We start from the raw sequence: 16,610 nt of genomic DNA on the forward strand, positions 1-16,610 counted from the left end.
GCCCCGGCCTCGGCTGGCGATGCCTCCCGACCCCGCGCCTCGGTGTTCGGCGTCTCTCCGCACCCCTCCCCCGCGCGGCCCCCCCCCTCGACCCATGCGCTCAGTGCCCTTCCGATGTCCGTTCGCGGCGACTGCCAGGTGGTTCCCCCACTCCGTCTCGGCTTCGCCGAGCCACCTCTCCCCCCTCCGGAGGGAGAGGAAAGGAGCCTGGCTGGGACAGCGCCAACGTCCGGAAAGATGGGGGGGGAGCGCCCCGGCCGTAAGCACAGGTCCTGCACGAAAACTGCACATCCCTGCGGAAAACCTCCTCCGCTCCGCCCCGCCGTTTCCATGCGAGCCCGCGACAACAGCGGCATGCAACAGCGAAACGCTCACCTTTGGTCCTTGCCCTATCGCCTGCGCAGCGAAAGCTGGTGGTTGGTCGATCCGCCCCGGGCGGCGGCCCGCCCTTACCTGGAAGCGAGCCTGCTCCCTTTTATCCGCCCACCGGCCGAGCGGACCCAGCCCATCAGGAAAATCCGCGCATGACATCGTTTGCAAGCTTTTCCAGCCGCTTCGGCATCGCCGTCCTGCTCGTGGCGCTGGCGGATTTTTTCTTTTACGGCCAGCCCGCCGGGATCACGGTGCTGCTGTTTGCCATCCTGATCGCCGGCGCGGTGGTCGCTGTGCATCCTGCCGCACTGAATTCCACCCGACCCTGGCTCAAGCCGGCCGCTTTGTTCGTCGCGCTGCTGCCGCTGGCCGAGAACGTCAGCCCGCTGTCGGTGGCGATAGCTGTCGTGGCGCTGGTGGTGTTTGCGCTGTCCCTGTCCGGGCGGCTGCGGCACGGCATCGCCCGCATTGCCGGCCAGGTCGCGCTGTTCCTGCTGGCGGCGCCGCTGCGCCTTATCCGTGACTTTTTCCAATGGCGCCGCACGGTGCGCCGGCTTGGCGGCCGCCGCATCCACCTGGCGTCCATCATCGTCTGGGTCATGCCGGTGACGCTGGGCGCGGTGTTCCTGCTTTTGTTCGGCACCGCCAATCCGGTCATCGAATACTGGCTGTCGCTGATCGACCTGATGAAGCTGCTCGATCTCATCCAGCTGGCGCGGATCGTCTTCTGGCTGTTCGTGCTCGCCGGCGTCTGGGCTTTCCTGCGGCCTCGCCTGCCGCGCTTGCTGCGCCGACCCCCACGCCGCCTTCCACCTTTGGCGCCGCCTGCAGCCGTGGCCGCACCGGCCGCGACAAAATCCGCCACGACGATCGAGGCCGTCGTCTTCGGCAAGGCCGCGATCTTGCGCGCGCTGATCGTCTTCAATGCCCTGTTTGCGCTGCAGACCGGGCTCGACGCCGCCTATCTCTGGGGCGGGGTCGCCCTTCCCGACGGGTTGAGCTATGCCGCTTATGCGCATCGCGGCGCCTATCCGCTGATCGCCACCGCGCTGCTGGCCGCCGGCTTCGTGCTGGCGGCGCTGCGGCCGGGCAGCGAAACGTCAAGCGATCCGCTGATCCGCCGACTGGTCTATGCCTGGGTGGCGCAGAACATCGTGCTGGTCATTTCGTCGATTCTCAGGCTCGATCTCTATATCGGCGTCTATGCACTGACCTACTGGCGCATCGCGGCTTTCGTCTGGATGGGGTTGGTGGCGTCAGGGCTTGTACTGATCATTGCCCGCATCGCGCTTGGAAAATCCAACGAATGGCTGCTCTCCGCCAATCTTGCGACGCTATCGGCGACGCTTTATGCCTGCTGCTTCATCAACTTCGCCGCAATGATCGCCAATTTCAATGTCGACCATTCCCTTGAAATGACCGGCGACGGCACGCCTATCGATACCGAATATCTGCGCTCGCTCGGCGCTGCCGCCATGCCGGCGCTGGACCGCCTCTACATGCACCAATTCGGAAACCAAACCACCTATCTGGCCGACCAAATGATGATCGACGACACTATCGCCGAGCAGAAGCAGTGGCGCGCCTGGAGCTTTCGCGGCTGGAGGCTCGTGCAGGTTCTCGACAAGAGAGGTCCGCTCGTGCTTCCTCCACCTACCCAGCCCTCGCAACCTTCAGTGCCGGACCGTTAGATCCATGCCGCATCAGATCCTGGTCGCCGACGACGATCCGCACATACGCGAGATCATCTGCTTTGCGCTGGAGAGGGCCGGGATGAAGACGCAGGCCGTCGCTGACGGCGCAGCCGCCCTGCAGGCGATCGAAGGCCGCGAGCCCGACCTCGTCGTGCTCGATATCGGCATGCCGGAGATGGACGGGCTGGAAGTCTGCCGGCGGCTGAGGCAGCGCTCCGATGTGCCGATACTGTTCCTGTCGGCGCGAGACGAGGAGATCGATCGCATCCTCGGGCTCGAAATGGGCGGCGACGACTATGTGACGAAACCGTTCAGCCCGCGCGAGCTGGTGGCGCGCGTCAACGTCATCCTGCGTCGCGCCCGCCCGCTGGCGCCGGATCCGGCCGATGACAGGGCCTTTGCGCATGGCAAGCTCAGCCTGGTGCCGGCCAGCCACGGCGCCAGTTTCGACGGCAAGGCGCTGGCGCTGACGGCGATCGAATTCTCGATCCTGAAAGGATTTCTGGCGCGGCCGGCGCATGTGCTGGGGCGCGACCTGGTGGTCGCTAGCGCCTATGCCGCCAACATCCATGTCGCCGACCGTACCGTCGACAGCCACATCCGCAACATCCGCGCCAAGCTGGCGGCGGCAGGCTGTCTCGACGCCATCGAAACCGTGCATGGCGTCGGTTTCCGGCTTGGCCGATGCGGCGCCTGAGCGACGCCAAATGGATCGGCACCAAATGGCGGCCAAGGCTGGCCACGGTGGTCCTCGCCATCCTCATCATGGTGCTGGCGCTGCCGCTGGTCGGCCTGTTCTTCTTCCGGCTTTATGAAAACCAGCTGATCCGCCAGACCGAGGGCGAGTTGATCGCGCAAGGCGCCGTCATCGCCGCCATCTATGCGCAGAATATCAGTGACGCCGCCATTGCCCCGGAGAAGCTTGGGGTGCCGATGCAGGCTGACAGCGGCGAAGCCAGCCGCGGCGACGACACGCCTTACCAGCCGATCGAGCCTACCCTCGATCTCGCTTCCGACTACCTGCTGCCGACCCGACCCGCCGGCATCGCCGCGGCCATCGATCCAGCCTTCGCGGCGATCGGCGCCAGCCTGTCCGGCATTCTCGACACGACGCAAAAAACCACGCTGGCCGGCTTCCGGCTGCTCGATCCGCGCGGCGTTGTCATTGCAGGGCGCGACGAGGTCGGACTATCGCTGGCCAATGTCGAAGAGGTGCGCACCGCCCTTGCCGGCCACTACGCCAGCGTGTTGAGACAAAGAATTCCCGACCAGCCGCCACCGCCCCTCTATTCGGTCAGCCGCGGCACGAAAGTTCGCGTCTTTGTCGCCATGCCGATCGCGGTCGACGGCCATGTCGCCGGCGTGATCTACCTGTCTCGAACGCCGAACAACATCGTCAAGCATCTCTATGGCGAACGCGGCAAGGTGACGCTGGCGGCCATCGCCATGCTCTCTGGCACGCTGCTGATCGCGCTGGTGTTCCTGCGCACCGTGAGCCGGCCGATCTACGCGCTGATGGAGCGCACGAGGCGCATCGCCGCCGGCGACCGCGACGCGATCCGGCCGCTCGACCATCACGGCACGCGCGAAATGGCCGAGCTGTCCGCCGCCTTCCTCGACATGGCGGAAAAGCTGCAGGCGCGCTCCGACTCGATCCAGACCTTTGCCACCCATGTCTCGCACGAGCTCAAATCGCCGCTGACGGCGATCCAGGGCGCGGCCGAACTCTTGCGCGATTCCGGCGAGGCGATGGACGCGGCAGAGCGCAAGCGGTTTTCCGGCAACATCGTCAACGATGCCGGAAGGCTCAATCTGCTGGTACGGCGCCTGCTCGATCTGGCGCGCGCGGAAAACCTGGCGCCGAGCGGCGAAAGCACATCGCTCGATGCGGCGCTGGCATTGCTGCCGGTGGACGGCAGGCTGGCTGTGACCATCGAGACGGGCGGCGAAACCGGTCTGCGCATCTCGGCCGAGAATGCGGCGATCGTGCTTGCCAACCTGATCGACAATTCCGCCAGGCACGGCGCGACCCAGGTTTTGCTGGCGGCTGCCAGCGCCGACGGCAAAGTGACGATTGCGATCAGCGATGATGGCGCCGGCATTTCGCCGAGCAACAGGGCGCGCATTTTCGAGCCGTTTTTCACCACGCGGCGCGAGTCCGGCGGCACCGGCATGGGCCTTGGCATCGTGCTGGCCCTCCTGAAAGCGCATGATGGCACGATCGCGCTGGTTGACTCCGGGCGCGGCACGCGCTTCGAGATTTCCTTGCCAGCCGCGTGAGGGCTGGTGGATCGGAGAACAAAGTGCGCTACGACATCGTCATCATCGGCGGAGCCATCGTCGGCTCCTCGGTCGCCTACTACCTTCGCGAGGAAGGCTTTTCCGGCTCCATCGCGCTGATCGAACGCGACCCGCAATTCGCCCATGCGGCAACGACGCTGTCCATGGCCTCGATCCGTCAGCAATTCTCGATTCCGGAAAATATCCGGCTGTCGCAGTTCACGCTCAACCTGTTCCGGCGGCTGAAGGAGACCTTCGGCACCGACGCCGATATCGGTTTTCGCGAAGGCGGCTATCTCATCCTGGCCGGCGACGCCGGGTTGCCGATCCTGAAAGCCAACCACGAGGCGCAGGTCGCCGAGGGCGCCGACATTCTGCTCGAGGACGCCGACCAGCTGGCAAAGCGCTTTTCATGGCTGTCGACCGAAGGCATCAGCGCCGGCGCCTTCGGCCGTACCGGCGAGGGCTGGTTCGACGCTCATGCCATGTTGACGCTGTTTCGCAAGGCATTGCGTGACAGACAAATAGATTTCATCGCCGCCGATGTCACCGGCATTGAGAGGCAGGGCAACCGCGCCGCCGGAGTGGACCTCGACAATGGCGAAAGACTGCAAGCCGGCATCGTCGTCAACGCCGCCGGGCCGAATGCCGGCAAGGTGGCCGGCATGGCGGGACTCGTGCTGCCCGTCGAGCCGCGCAAGCGCAACGTTTTCGTCTTCGAGGCGCGGGAAAAATACGTCGACATGCCGCTGCTGGTCGACCCATCCGGCATCTATGTCCGGCCTGAAGGCTCGGTCTATCTCACCGGCGGCGCCGAACCGGAGGAGGGCGATGGCCCCGCCGACCCCAGGGATTTCGACGTCGACTGGCCGCTGTTCGAAGAGGTGATCTGGCCCGTGCTGGCAACCCGTATCCCTGCCTTCGAGGCGATCAAGCCGACACGCGCCTGGGCCGGCCACTACGACTACAACGCGCTCGACCAGAATGCGGTGATCGGCCCGCATCCCGAGGTCGGCAATTTCATCTTCGCCAACGGATTTTCAGGCCACGGCCTGCAGCAGGCGCCGGCCGTCGGCAAGGCGCTGGCGGAGTTGTTGGTGCATGGCGGGTATCGGACGGTGGATTGCTCGGCGTTTGGGTACGCCAGAGTGGCTGAGGGAAGGGCGTTCCGGGAATTGAATGTGATTTGAGGCGGCAAAAGCTCACTGTCGAGTTCCCGCCCACCCCCCTCTGCCCTGCCGGGCATCTCCCCCGCAAGGGGGGAGATTGGCAGCTTCGGCGAAGGCGCCATTCTTGCAACGTCGGCGATTGGCGAAAGCGGTCGCGGCATCTGATCTCCCCCCTTGCGGGGGAGATGGTCGGCAGGCCAGAGGGGGGTGCTGTCCCGCGAGAGTCTAAGCAACCATCGCACTGACAGCCATCGCGTTGCCCAGTGCATGCCCGGCGGCCGTGTTGTCGAAAATGCCCCAGACCTCGGCACCGGAAGCGGCCGCTGCTTCCACTTGCCGCGCAAACCGGTCGAGCGTTTCGGCATCGTAACCCGAATAGTAGATGCGCGACGCGCCGTGCCAGCGGAAATAGGCAAGGCCGGGCGAGCCACCCGGCCCTGCTGCCTCCGGAACCGAAGCCGGGTCGGCGGCGACCCGTGCGACCTGGTGACCGGCGAGCAGTGCGTCCGCCTCGGCACCGAACCAGCTGGGATGGCGCGGCTCGCATGCCAGCCTTGCCAGGCTACGCCTGCCCAACATGTCGAAGAAGCCGCCGGCGACCTCCGGCTCGAAGGGCAGGCTTGGCGGCAGCTGCACCAGAAGCACGCTCAGCTTTTCGCCGAGACCTTCGACCTGCCCGAGAAAGTCCTCTGTCAGCCCCTCGCAATCGGCGAGGCGATGCTCATGGGTCATGCTCTTCGGTGCCTTGACCGCGAAGCGGAAGTGCTCCGGCACGGCGTGCGCCAGCGCTCATAGGTCTCGCGGCGGTGCGGTTTGTAGAAGGAGGTGTCGATTTCCACGACCGGAAAGCATTTTGCGTAACGTTCGAGATGCGACCCGGGCTGCGGAAAGTCAGCCTTGTATCGAGACGGAATTCCCCATCCGGCGGTGCCTATCAGAGATCGGCGATTTCCCATGCTGCGGATTTGGACCGGATGAAGCGCGGGTCAAGGGCGACAAGGAGGCGTTGCTCCGCGGGGTCCTGAACACCGTTCCGCATTGCCCGAGAACCTTGCCCGCCTTGACTCCCCAACCCGATCGGCAATTGCGCCCGACGCGCGTCAGTGCTCGCGGGAGAACCAGAACGCGTCGGCCATTCGCTTCATGCCGATACGCTCATAAAAGCCGACGGCGTCGGGCATCGAGATCAAGCTGATGGCGACCGAAGGCCCAAGCTGCCGGCGGGCCTCGTCCATCAGGCCTTTGCCGATGCCGAGGCCTTGCGCAGATTGGGATACGGCGAGCTCTGAAATGTAGCACACCCAGGAAAAATCGGTGATGGCCCTGATAACCCCAATCAGCGGCGTGCCTTCGACATCGAGCCGCGCGGTCAGCACCAGGTTCGCGCCCGAAAGCATCGCCTGCAGCCGGGCGTCGTCATCGACGGGGCGTGTTTCGCCGAGCGTGGATTCAACCAGAACGCGGCGGAATTCAGCGACGTCGAGCTCAGGCTCACTGGCATAGATAATATTCGATTGTGTGGTCATGGGCGCAAGGTGCACCAGCGGCGGCCGGTTTTAAAGACGTTTGCCGCCGATCTTTCGATCGGGCCGCGCACCAACAGTTGCCTTTTATTTGCCGGCGGCTTTGTGTAAACCGGGCGCAGCAAACCCTGACGCAACGAATTCGATCAAGAACGGGCAAAAGCCATGGAAAAATTCACCAAGCTCACCGGCGTCGCCGCACCGATGCCGATCGTCAATGTCGACACCGACATGATCATCCCCAAGGATTATCTCAAGACGATCAAGCGCACCGGGCTCGGCAGCGGCCTGTTCGCCGAAATGCGCTACAAGGACGATGGCTCGGAAAACCCCGACTTCGTGCTTAACAAGCCAGCCTACCGCAAGGCGGAGATCCTGGTCGCCGGCGACAATTTCGGCTGCGGTTCGAGCCGCGAACACGCGCCGTGGGCGCTGCTCGATTTCGGCATTCGCTGCGTCATCTCGACCTCGTTCGCCGACATTTTCTACAACAACTGCTTCAAGAACGGCATCCTGCCGATCACCGTCAGCCCCGAAGACCTGGAGAAGCTGATGGACGACGCCTCGCGCGGCTCCAATGCGACGGTGTCGGTCGACCTCGAGGCCAAGGAAATCCGCGGCCCCGACGGCGGCGTGGTCACCTTCGACCTCGACGACTTCAAGCGCCACTGCCTGCTGAACGGTCTCGACGATATCGGCCTGACCATGGAGAAGGCCGGCGCCATCGCCTCGTTCGAGAAGAAGAACGCTGCCGAGCGTCCTTGGGCCTGAGTGGTACGAGATGGCCCGGCCGCCACAAAGCCGGGTTCGTGGCGGCTGAACGGAGGGGACAGTCATGACACGTTTTCTTCTTGCCGGCGCCTGCGCGCTGGCGTGGATGCTGATGCCGGTGGCCGGCGCGCAAGCACAGACCGACACGGTCCTCGTGCCGGCAGAAGATCCGTCCGCCGCCGATCCGGGCGCGTCGAGCAATGCGGCCCTGGCGGACGATGACAGCCAAGGGCCGGTCCCGTTCGAGGGCGGGCAGCTGACCATCACCCAGCCGGAGCAGGATGGCGAAAAGGTGCTGGCCTATGACGGCAAGCAGCTGGCCAGCAATTACGACGTGTTCTTCGACAGAACAGTCAAGGTCGGCGGCGTCGACGTGGCGCTGGTCGATGTCGGCGACGGCGGCAACCAGTGCGGCCCGGCCAAGGTCATCGTCTGGAAGCCGGAAGGCGGCGAGATACAAAGCCTCAAGGTCGAACAGGACGAATGCGGCGCGCCGCCGGCGGCGGTGGCCGACAACGCCATCTATTTCGTGCCGTATCTGTTGCCGGGCGATACGAAGCAAGCGCTGCAATGGTCACCCAGCGACGGGCTGACGATCTCGGGCGACCTGACCTACGCGCCGGAGCCGGGTACGGACTGGAAGGACGTCGATCCGGCCAAATACCAGAACATCATCGACGCCTTCCACAATGAGGCCGTCTACAAGGCGGCGCAGACGCTGCTCGGCGACACCATGCCCGACATGGCGACCAGCCTGCTGGTCGGCGGCGGCACCGAAAAGACGGCGTCGGGCGCCTTCTACGCCACCGGCTGCGTGCCGCACGCATGCGGCAGCAATGACGATTTCATGGCGGTCGACCCGGCCAAGCACACGCTCTACTTCGCCCGGCGCGGCGACAATGGCGAGCCGCAGGCGTGGCCTGACGTGAAGACCTGGCCTGCGGATGTGAAGGAAGCAATGGACAAGGCGCAGGAGTCGGGGAACTAGGGTTCGCGGCAGCGCGGCGAACACTCGGTGTTCATGCTTGTTCCGTCGCGATCCGTCACACCCCCCTCTGCCCTGCCGGGCATCTCCCGCTCAAGGGGGGAGATCAGACGTCACTCTGGCTTTCGCCAATCGCAAATGTGGAAAGCGAGAAAGGCGTCCGAACTGCTAATCTCCCCCCTTGAGGGGGAGATGGCCGGCAGGCCAGAGGGGGGTGCTGTCCCGCCGACGACCAAGATTTGCACCTGACTTGGCCCATGGCCCGGCCGGCCCTTTCCCTGCAAAAGTGTCCGAAACCACAGCGAGGCTCCATGCGCACACTCATCTCCACCGGTTCGCCCTTCGAAAAAACCGCCGGCTATTCGCGCGCGGTGGTGCAGGGCGACTGGTGCTTCGTCTCGGGAACCACCGGCTATGACTATGCGACGATGGCCATGCCGGAAACGGTGGAGGCGCAGACGCGCAATTGCCTGGCGACCATCGCCGAGGCGCTGAGGGATGGCGGCTTCGACATGGCCGATGTGGTGCGGGCGCATTACTACATCACCGACCAGGCCATCGCGGACGTCGTCTTCCCCATCCTCGGCGAGGCTTTCGGCGAGATCAGGCCGGCGGCGACGATGATCGTGTGCCAGCTCAACAAGCCGGAAATGAAGATCGAGATCGAAGTCACGGCGCTGCGGCGCACGGCTTGAGGAGGCCAAAGCCATGACGGTCCGGCGCATCGTAGCCAATATCGGGACGCAGGACGCGGCGGCGGCGAAACGCTTCTATCAGGACGTGCTTGGCCTCGATGTGCTGATGGATCAGGGCTGGATCGTCACCTACGGGTCCGACGAACGGATGCAGGTGCAGATCAGCTTCATGGCCCAGGGCGGCTCCGGCACGCCGGTGCCGGACCTCTCCATCGAGGTCGACGATGTCGATGCGGCGCTGCAAGGCATGAGGGCCGCCGGCTTTGCCATCGAATACGGTCCGGCCGACGAGCCGTGGGGCGTACGGCGGTTTTATGTGCGCGATCCGTTCGGCCGGTTGGTGAATATTTTGTCGCACAAGTGATTTGTTCCTCTCCCCCGCCTCTGGCCACGGCGAGGAACCCAGGTCTTGAGAGGCGGGCGCCGTCGTAGCGTTCTTCATCCCCTTGCGCCGCAAGCTCTTGGCGTTTAGCAAGGCCGCGGTTTCTCCAAACAGCATCGGACGGTTCTCCATGGCTTCGAAAAATCTTCTCCTGCTCGCCGGCGACGGCATCGGCCCCGAGGCGATGGCCGAGGTGAAGAAGCTGATCGCGGCCATGAACGCAAAGCTCGGCAGCGGTTTTGCCACTGATGAAGGCTTGGTCGGCGGCTGTGCCTACGACGCGCATGGCGCGGCGATTTCGGATGGCGACATGGCAAAGGCGATGGCTGCGGACGCCGTGCTGTTCGGCGCCGTCGGCGGGCCGAAATGGGACAAGGTGCCTTACGAGGTGCGTCCCGAGGCCGGGTTGCTACGGCTGCGCAAGGATATGGAGCTGTTCGCCAATCTCCGGCCCGCCATCTGCTATCCGGCGCTGGCCGCGTCGTCCTCGCTGAAGCAGGAAGTCGTCGAGGGCCTCGACATATTGATCGTGCGCGAGCTTACCGGCGGAGTCTATTTCGGCGAGCCGAAGCAGATCATCGATCTCGGCAACGGCCAGAAGCGCGGCATCGACACGCAGGTCTACGACACGTTCGAGATCGAGCGCATTTCCGGCGTCGCTTTTGAGCTGGCGCGCACGCGCAAGAACCACGTGACATCGATGGAAAAGCGCAACGTGATGAAATCCGGGGTGCTGTGGAACGAGGTCGTCACCCAGACCCACGCAGCCAGATATGCCGACGTCAAGCTCGACCACATGCTGGCCGATGCCGGCGGCATGCAGCTGGTGCGCTGGCCAAAGCAGTTCGACGTCATCGTCACCGACAATCTGTTCGGCGACATGCTGTCCGACATCGCCGCCATGCTGACCGGATCGATCGGCATGCTGCCGTCGGCCTCGCTCGGCGCGCCCGATGTGAAGACCAGGAAGCGCAAGGCGCTGTACGAGCCGGTGCATGGCTCGGCGCCCGACATTGCGGGACAGGGCATCGCCAACCCGATCGCCATGATCGCGTCGTTTGCCATGTGCCTGCGCTACTCCTTCGGCATGGTCGATGAGGCCGACAAGCTCGAAGGCGCCATAGCCGCCGTGCTCGACGACGGGCTGCGGACGAAGGATATTATGTCCGAGGGCATGACCGAAGTCGGCACTGTCGCAATGGGCGATGCCATCATCGCCAAGTTCCTGGCTTAGCGGCCGACTCAGCGGATCTCGCCGGCCAGCCGTTTCAGCAGGCCGACGAGTTGCGCCTCATCCACGGCTGAGAAAAAAGCAGCGTCGGCGGCTTCGACGGCGACGATAGCGCGCTGGACTGCGGCCGTCCCCGTCGTGGAGACGCGGATCACCTTGGCGCGGGAATCCCGCGGGTTGGTGTCCCGCACAATCAGTCCCTTTGCCTCGAGCCGGGCGACGACGTCCGATGTCATCTTCACCTCGGTGCCGGCCTGGGCGGCGAGCTGCACCTGGTTGGGCGGCTCGCCATAGCGGCCGAGCCACATCGCCGAAGCCAGCAGCACGAACTGGACATGGGTAAGGTCAAGCGGGGCCAGCGCCGCCGTCATGACGCGCTGCCAGCGCATGGTGGTTCGCCAGAGCAGCAAGCCGGGGCTCTCGGATGGTCCGCTGAAGCGCGTGTTCAGATCCCCCCGATCAGCCACCGTTCGCCAACACCCTTGCCTGCTCGAACAGTTTGGCCATCGAAGTGTCGAAATCGCCGCTGATCTGCGGCCCGAGCTCTGGTCCGACCTCGGCGGCCGATGGGCCGGAAATCTCGAGGCGATGAGTCACTTGAGTGCCACCCTCGACCGGCGTCAGCGTATGCCTGAACAGCAGTTTCGTGTCGCCGAACGAGGTCTCGTCGGCATACGTCACAGTGTCGACAAGATCGACGATCGTCGATTCGAAGGTGTCCTGCCCGACGGGCGTTACAGAGACGCGGGTGCCCTTGGCGAACGGGCCGTGCAGCACGAACGTATCGGACCCTTCGTAGGTGAGGCGGCCTTCGTGCAGCGCCTTGAGCGCGTTCCAGATGGCCTGCGCCGAAAGGGGGGAAATTGCGGTGTACTCGTTGGTCCACATTTGTCTTGGCTCCATCATCCGTTTTCGATCGTCGATTTGATGAGTGCACAGATTATCTGTGCGCAGACTAAACGGCAAGAGAAATATTTTGTTCGTCCGGTCAAAACAGCAGCTGCCTTCCTGGCTGCGACCTAAGCCATTGTTAAATCGCGGCTGTCCGCAAACAGCCGGCAGTTCATTTCTGGTGCGGTCTAGGCTCCGCCTCCTCCAGGCACCGGCCCCCACTGGTTTTCGTGGGCCTGGGTCGGGATCAATCCGAGTATCAGCGCGAGGATCAGCGTAGCCGGAGCGAACATGAAGGTGATTGCGAAGTAAGGTATTGCCAGCCAGCCGGTCAGGCCGATGTCGTGCAAGCGGCGCACGACGAGCCCGACCCAGGGCAGGAACGTCGCTAGCCAAAACAGCCCCCAGACGCCGATCATCACAATCGGCCAGTTGCCGGCATCGAAATTGCCGACGGCCTGGTCGGCGAGGGCGCCGGCAATTCCGACCAGGATGAAGCTGACGGTCCAGAACAGGCAGTAGCCCCAGAATTCCTTGCGGCGGGCGCGTTCGGCGAAGTTGATGTAGTTGCGCGTCACGCCTCGCCAGAAATAACCCGGCAGTCCGCTATCGCGAACCGCGCCGTCTTCCGCCAGGCGGCCGAAATGCTGTGGCGCGGCTGAAGCGGCAGCCGCCTTGGGCGGCGCGGCGCTTGCCGCTGGCGCAGCGGTGGCGGGACTGGCGGGCTGGGCGCGGATTGAAAAAACGTCGCGCGCCTGACCGCTTGCCGGCAGAAACTCGACCACTGCGCCGTTCGCGATCACGGTATCACGGCGCAGATCCTCGCGCGCGAAGGTGTAGCGGTTGCCGTCCGCCCCGGTGATGAAGCCGAAACCCTGGGCCTCGTCATAGTGAAGAACTTCGCCGCGCATTTAGCCTCGCCCCCGTGTAGGCACAGACTGTTCAAAGTTGCGGCGGACTGCAAGGGGTTGGACGAAATGGAGGGTAAACGGTTCAGGCATGAGTTGCTTCATTTTCCCGTCCGTTGGCGCTGCCCCTCACCTGCCTGCCGGCATCCTCTCCCCGTATAATGGCGGGGAGAGGGGTCGCTGTTATTGACGATTCCGCCAATCGCCAACGTTGCAAGAAGAGCGCCAAGGCTGCGGTCAGCCGTTTCTCCCCGTCACTATACGGGGAGAAACGCCAGGCAGGGCAATGAGGGGCAGCGCCTGCATTTGTAATTGGCCGATAAGAGCCTCAAACCGGCCGCTTCTTCGGCTTCTTGTTCTTCGGCGGTCCCGCCTTGTCGAATTTCGGTTTCCCGGCCCAAGGCTTTGCATCCCCGGCGGGCCGTTCCCGCTTCTCGAATTTCGGCTTGTGTGCGCTTTGCGGCGCCTCGAACGGGCGCTTGCCGCGATGCGGCTTCTTGTCGGGCTTCGGCGCCTGGTAGCCGGCCCGCGACAGGTCGGGCGTGCCGTCCAGGCGTTTCACCGCAATGTTGCCCTGCAATTTCTTGTCGGGGCCGACGGCGGCGAGGAAGCGATCGGCCCAGTCGGCCGCGATCTGCACGTAGGTCTCATCCTGCTGCATCTTGATGGAGCCGATCTCGCGCTTGGAGATGTTGCCGGTGCGGCACAGCATCGGGATCAGCCAGCGCGGCTCGGCATTCTGCTTGCGCCCGATCGACAGCGAGAACCAGACGCTGTCGCCGAAATCGTCGCGGCGGCTGGGCGCTTCGTCGCGGCGTTCGAATTTTTCGCCCGCCGGTCTGTCTCGCGACGGCGTGAAGGCCGCGACCTCCGTCAGTTCCTCGGGCGCCGAGCGGCTGGCGCGGCATTGGCGCACGAAGGCGGCGGCCACCTGTTCGGCGCCATGCCTGGCCAGAAGCGCGTCGATGAAGCCGCGCTCGTCCTCGGCAATCGGCTCTTCGAAGGCTGGATCGGCAAGGATGCGCTCGTCGTCGCGCTTGATGACTTCGTCGGCGGAGGGCGGGCTCGCCCATGTCGCCTTCAGCCCGGCATTCTGCAGCAGCCGTTCGGTGCGCTTGCGGGCGCCGTTGGGCACGATCAGCGCGCTGACGCCCTTGCGTCCGGCTCGGCCGGTTCGGCCGCTGCGGTGCAGCAGCGTTTCGGGATTGGTCGGCAGATCGGCGTGGATGACCAGTTCGAGATTGGGCAGGTCGATGCCGCGCGCTGCGACGTCCGTGGCAATGCAGACTTTGGCGCGGCCGTCCCGCATCGCCTGCAGCGCGTGGGTGCGTTCGTTCTGGCTGAGCTCGCCCGACAGTGCGACGACGGAAAAATTGCGGTTGTTGAAGCGTGCCGTCAGATGATTGACGGCGGCGCGGGTGTTGCAGAACACCAGCGCGTTCTTCGCCTCGTAAAAGCGCAGCACGTTGATGATGGCGTTCTCGCGGTCGGGATAGGCGACATTCAGCGCCCGGTATTCGATATCGAGATGCTGCTTTTCCTCGCCGCCGGCCGAGATGCGTACGGCGTCGCGCTGATAGCCTTGCGCCAGCGTGGCGATCGAGCGCGGCACGGTGGCCGAAAACATCAGCGTGCGGCGCTGAGCCGGTGCGGCATCGAGGATGAATTCGAGGTCCTCGCGAAAGCCGAGGTCGAGCATCTCGTCGGCCTCGTCCAGCACCACGGCTTTCAGCGCCGACATGTCGAGGGAGTTGCGGGTGATGTGGTCGCGCAGGCGGCCGGGCGTGCCGACGACGATGTGGGCGCCGCGCTCCAGCACGCGCCGTTCGGAGCGCATGTCCATGCCGCCGACGCAGGACGCGACGGTGGCGCCGGTCGGCGCGTAGAGCCATTGCAATTCGCGCATCACCTGCAGAGCGAGCTCGCGCGTCGGCGCCACGGCCAGCGCCAGCGGTGCGCCAGCCTGGTCAAAACGTTCGGCGCTTCCAAGAAGGGTCGGCGCCAAAGCGAGGCCGAAGGCGACGGTCTTGCCTGAGCCGGTCTGCGCCGACACCAACGCGTCGGACTCGCCGAGCTCCAGCACGGCCTTCTGCACTGGCGTCAGCTCGGTATAGCCGCGTTTTTCCAGCGCTTCTGCCAGCGCAGGAACAATAGCTTCGAAATTGGACATCTCACTCTTTCGGAATTCAGGGTCTGGGCTCATCATGGAGCACATGCCGGGGCTGACGCACGCCAGCCAAACACTATTTGGGCGTTCGTACTTCTTGCGGCCGCTATTGTACAGGGCAGGCGTGTGCCTGGCCGCAATTGACTCCTGACGCAAACCGCGTAAAAGCCGGCATCGAACGGGATCATTTTCGATGCGCGGCCTTCTGATGGCTCTTCTTGCATTCGACTTCCCCGGCCACAATCATGGGGCCGGGCGCGTTGGCGTGTCTTACCGTTCCAGCAAAACTATGGCCAAAACCACCACCAAAACGGTGTGATTCCCTTGGCCTAACCACCCTCTCCCGGGTCCGGCCCGGGGGACAAAACCCGCATTGGCCGGCGGGTTTTCTCCAAAAACCAAGCGGAGAGGGACAGGAGATTTCTGATGAGTTTCAAAGTTGCGGTAGTCGGCGCCACGGGCAATGTGGGGCGCGAAATGCTCAACATACTGGAAGAGCGCGGCTTTCCGGTAAGCGAAGTCGTGGCGCTGGCCTCGCGGCGCAGCCAGGGCACCGAAGTGTCGTTCGGCGACCGTTCGCTGAAGGTCAAGACGCTCGACCAGTATGATTTTTCCGACACCGACATCTGCATCATGTCGGCCGGCGGCAACGTCTCCAAGGAGTGGTCGCCGAAGATCGGCAAGCAGGGCTGCGTCGTCATCGATAACTCGTCGGCCTTCCGCTACGACCAGGACGTGCCGCTGATCGTGCCGGAAGTGAACCCGGATGCGATCTCGCTGTTCACCCGCAAGAACATCATCGCCAATCCGAACTGCTCGACGGCGCAGCTGGTCGTGGCGCTGAAGCCGCTGCACGATGTCGCCACCATCAAGCGCGTCGTCGTCGCCACCTATCAATCGGTATCCGGCGCCGGCAAGGAAGGCATGGACGAACTCTTTACACAGACCCGCGCGGTGTTCGTCGCCGATGGCGTCGAGGTCAAGAAGTTCACCAAGCGCATCGCCTTCAACGTCATTCCGCACATCGACGTCTTCCTCGACGACGGCTCGACCAAGGAAGAGTGGAAGATGGTCGCCGAGACCAAGAAGATGCTCGACCCCAAGATTAAGCTGACGGCGACCTGTGTGCGCGTGCCGGTGTTCATCGGCCATTCCGAAGCCGTCAACATCGAGTTCGAAAAGCCGATCACCGCCGACGAGGCGCGCGATATCCTGCGCGAAGCGCCGGGCTGCCAGGTCTTGGACAAGCGCGAGGATGGCGGCTACATCACGCCGCTGGAATCGGCCGGCGAGGACGCCACCTTCATCTCGCGCATCCGCGAGGATTCGACCATCGACAACGGCCTGTCGATGTGGATCGTCTCCGACAATCTGCGCAAGGGCGCGGCGCTCAACGCGGTGCAGATCGCCGAGCTTCTGGTCGAGCGCGGCCTGATCCAGCCGAAGAAGAAGGCGGCCTGACGGCTGGTTTGTTTTCGCTCACGGGGTTCGGCTTTCGGCCGATTCCGTTTATCGCTCACGGGCCGTATCGCCGCTGCCGCG

At 64.4% G+C, this 16,610-nt stretch carries 15 protein-coding genes and 1 pseudogene; 10 read left to right on the forward strand and 6 right to left on the reverse strand.

The window, feature by feature from the left end; translation table 11 throughout:
• The first annotated feature begins 524 nt into the window (after positions 1-524).
• The 4 genes from NKJ88_RS18055 to NKJ88_RS18070 are packed head-to-tail and all read left to right on the forward strand — an operon-like array spanning position 525 to position 5,536.
• Positions 525-2,063: a DUF4153 domain-containing protein gene (locus NKJ88_RS18055; protein WP_023702573.1), complete on the forward strand. Its 1,539-nt coding sequence runs from the start codon at positions 525-527 to the stop codon at positions 2,061-2,063.
• Between the two features lie 4 nt (positions 2,064-2,067).
• Positions 2,068-2,763 (forward strand): response regulator transcription factor, encoded by a 696-nt coding sequence (locus tag NKJ88_RS18060; RefSeq protein ID WP_023702574.1) that lies wholly within the window; start codon positions 2,068-2,070, stop codon positions 2,761-2,763.
• Positions 2,751-4,346 carry a HAMP domain-containing sensor histidine kinase gene (locus NKJ88_RS18065; RefSeq protein ID WP_023702575.1) on the forward strand — a complete coding sequence of 532 codons (1,596 nt, stop codon included), beginning with the start codon at positions 2,751-2,753 and terminating at the stop codon, positions 4,344-4,346. The genes NKJ88_RS18060 and NKJ88_RS18065 overlap by 13 nt, the downstream gene beginning before the upstream one ends.
• Positions 4,347-4,369: 23 nt before the next feature.
• Positions 4,370-5,536 carry an NAD(P)/FAD-dependent oxidoreductase gene (locus NKJ88_RS18070; protein WP_031209772.1) on the forward strand — a complete coding sequence of 389 codons (1,167 nt, stop codon included), beginning with the start codon at positions 4,370-4,372 and terminating at the stop codon, positions 5,534-5,536.
• Positions 5,537-5,740: 204 nt separating this feature from the next.
• On the opposite strand, the pseudogene NKJ88_RS18075 reads toward NKJ88_RS18070, so the two are convergent.
• Positions 5,741-6,471, reverse strand: a pseudogene (locus tag NKJ88_RS18075) (DUF72 domain-containing protein).
• A 144-nt stretch (positions 6,472-6,615) separates the two neighbouring features.
• Entirely contained in the window at positions 6,616-7,041 is a 426-nt protein-coding gene (locus NKJ88_RS18080) for a GNAT family N-acetyltransferase (RefSeq protein ID WP_352444947.1), read from the reverse strand.
• 162 nt (positions 7,042-7,203) lie between these two features.
• On the opposite strand from NKJ88_RS18080, the gene leuD reads away from it, so the two are divergent.
• The 5 genes from leuD (at position 7,204) to leuB (ending at position 11,105) form a co-directional block, all read left to right on the forward strand.
• Positions 7,204-7,809 carry a 3-isopropylmalate dehydratase small subunit gene (gene leuD / locus NKJ88_RS18085; RefSeq protein WP_023683818.1) on the forward strand — a complete coding sequence of 202 codons (606 nt, stop codon included), beginning with the start codon at positions 7,204-7,206 and terminating at the stop codon, positions 7,807-7,809.
• A 64-nt stretch (positions 7,810-7,873) separates the two neighbouring features.
• Entirely contained in the window at positions 7,874-8,797 is a 924-nt protein-coding gene (locus NKJ88_RS18090) for an Ivy family c-type lysozyme inhibitor (RefSeq protein WP_352444949.1), read from the forward strand.
• 308 nt (positions 8,798-9,105) lie between these two features.
• Positions 9,106-9,489, forward strand: a complete 384-nt coding sequence (locus NKJ88_RS18095) for a RidA family protein (protein ID WP_023699291.1) — start codon at positions 9,106-9,108, stop codon at positions 9,487-9,489.
• A gap of 13 nt (positions 9,490-9,502) precedes the next feature.
• Positions 9,503-9,853, forward strand: a complete 351-nt coding sequence (locus tag NKJ88_RS18100; protein ID WP_023824384.1) for a VOC family protein — start codon at positions 9,503-9,505, stop codon at positions 9,851-9,853.
• A gap of 148 nt (positions 9,854-10,001) precedes the next feature.
• Positions 10,002-11,105, forward strand: coding sequence for a 3-isopropylmalate dehydrogenase (gene leuB, locus NKJ88_RS18105; RefSeq protein WP_023706813.1), 1,104 nt, complete (start codon positions 10,002-10,004; stop codon positions 11,103-11,105).
• An 8-nt stretch (positions 11,106-11,113) separates the two neighbouring features.
• On the opposite strand, the gene NKJ88_RS18110 is transcribed toward leuB, so the two are convergent.
• The 4 genes from NKJ88_RS18110 to NKJ88_RS18125 form a co-directional block, all read right to left on the reverse strand.
• Positions 11,114-11,512 carry a MarR family winged helix-turn-helix transcriptional regulator gene (locus tag NKJ88_RS18110; RefSeq protein ID WP_245259985.1) on the reverse strand — a complete coding sequence of 133 codons (399 nt, stop codon included), beginning with the start codon at positions 11,510-11,512 and terminating at the stop codon, positions 11,114-11,116.
• A gap of 49 nt (positions 11,513-11,561) precedes the next feature.
• Complete coding sequence (locus tag NKJ88_RS18115; protein ID WP_023694553.1) at positions 11,562-11,990, reverse strand: SRPBCC family protein; 429 nt, start codon at positions 11,988-11,990, stop codon at positions 11,562-11,564.
• 191 nt (positions 11,991-12,181) lie between these two features.
• Positions 12,182-12,904 carry a DUF805 domain-containing protein gene (locus NKJ88_RS18120; protein ID WP_023683826.1) on the reverse strand — a complete coding sequence of 241 codons (723 nt, stop codon included), beginning with the start codon at positions 12,902-12,904 and terminating at the stop codon, positions 12,182-12,184.
• Positions 12,905-13,229: 325 nt separating this feature from the next.
• The gene (locus NKJ88_RS18125; protein ID WP_023671696.1) at positions 13,230-15,071 is read right to left on the reverse strand and encodes a DEAD/DEAH box helicase; all 1,842 of its coding nucleotides are present in this window, start codon (positions 15,069-15,071) and stop codon (positions 13,230-13,232) included.
• A gap of 423 nt (positions 15,072-15,494) precedes the next feature.
• Between NKJ88_RS18125 and NKJ88_RS18130 the strand changes: the two genes are divergently transcribed.
• On the forward strand, positions 15,495-16,529 hold the full coding sequence (locus tag NKJ88_RS18130) for an aspartate-semialdehyde dehydrogenase (protein WP_023671698.1): 1,035 nt from the start codon (positions 15,495-15,497) through the stop codon (positions 16,527-16,529).
• Positions 16,530-16,610 lie beyond the last annotated feature (81 nt).

Origin of the sequence: Mesorhizobium sp. M0016, assembly GCF_040324035.1 — a bacterium.
Lineage (GTDB): Bacteria > Pseudomonadota > Alphaproteobacteria > Rhizobiales > Rhizobiaceae > Mesorhizobium.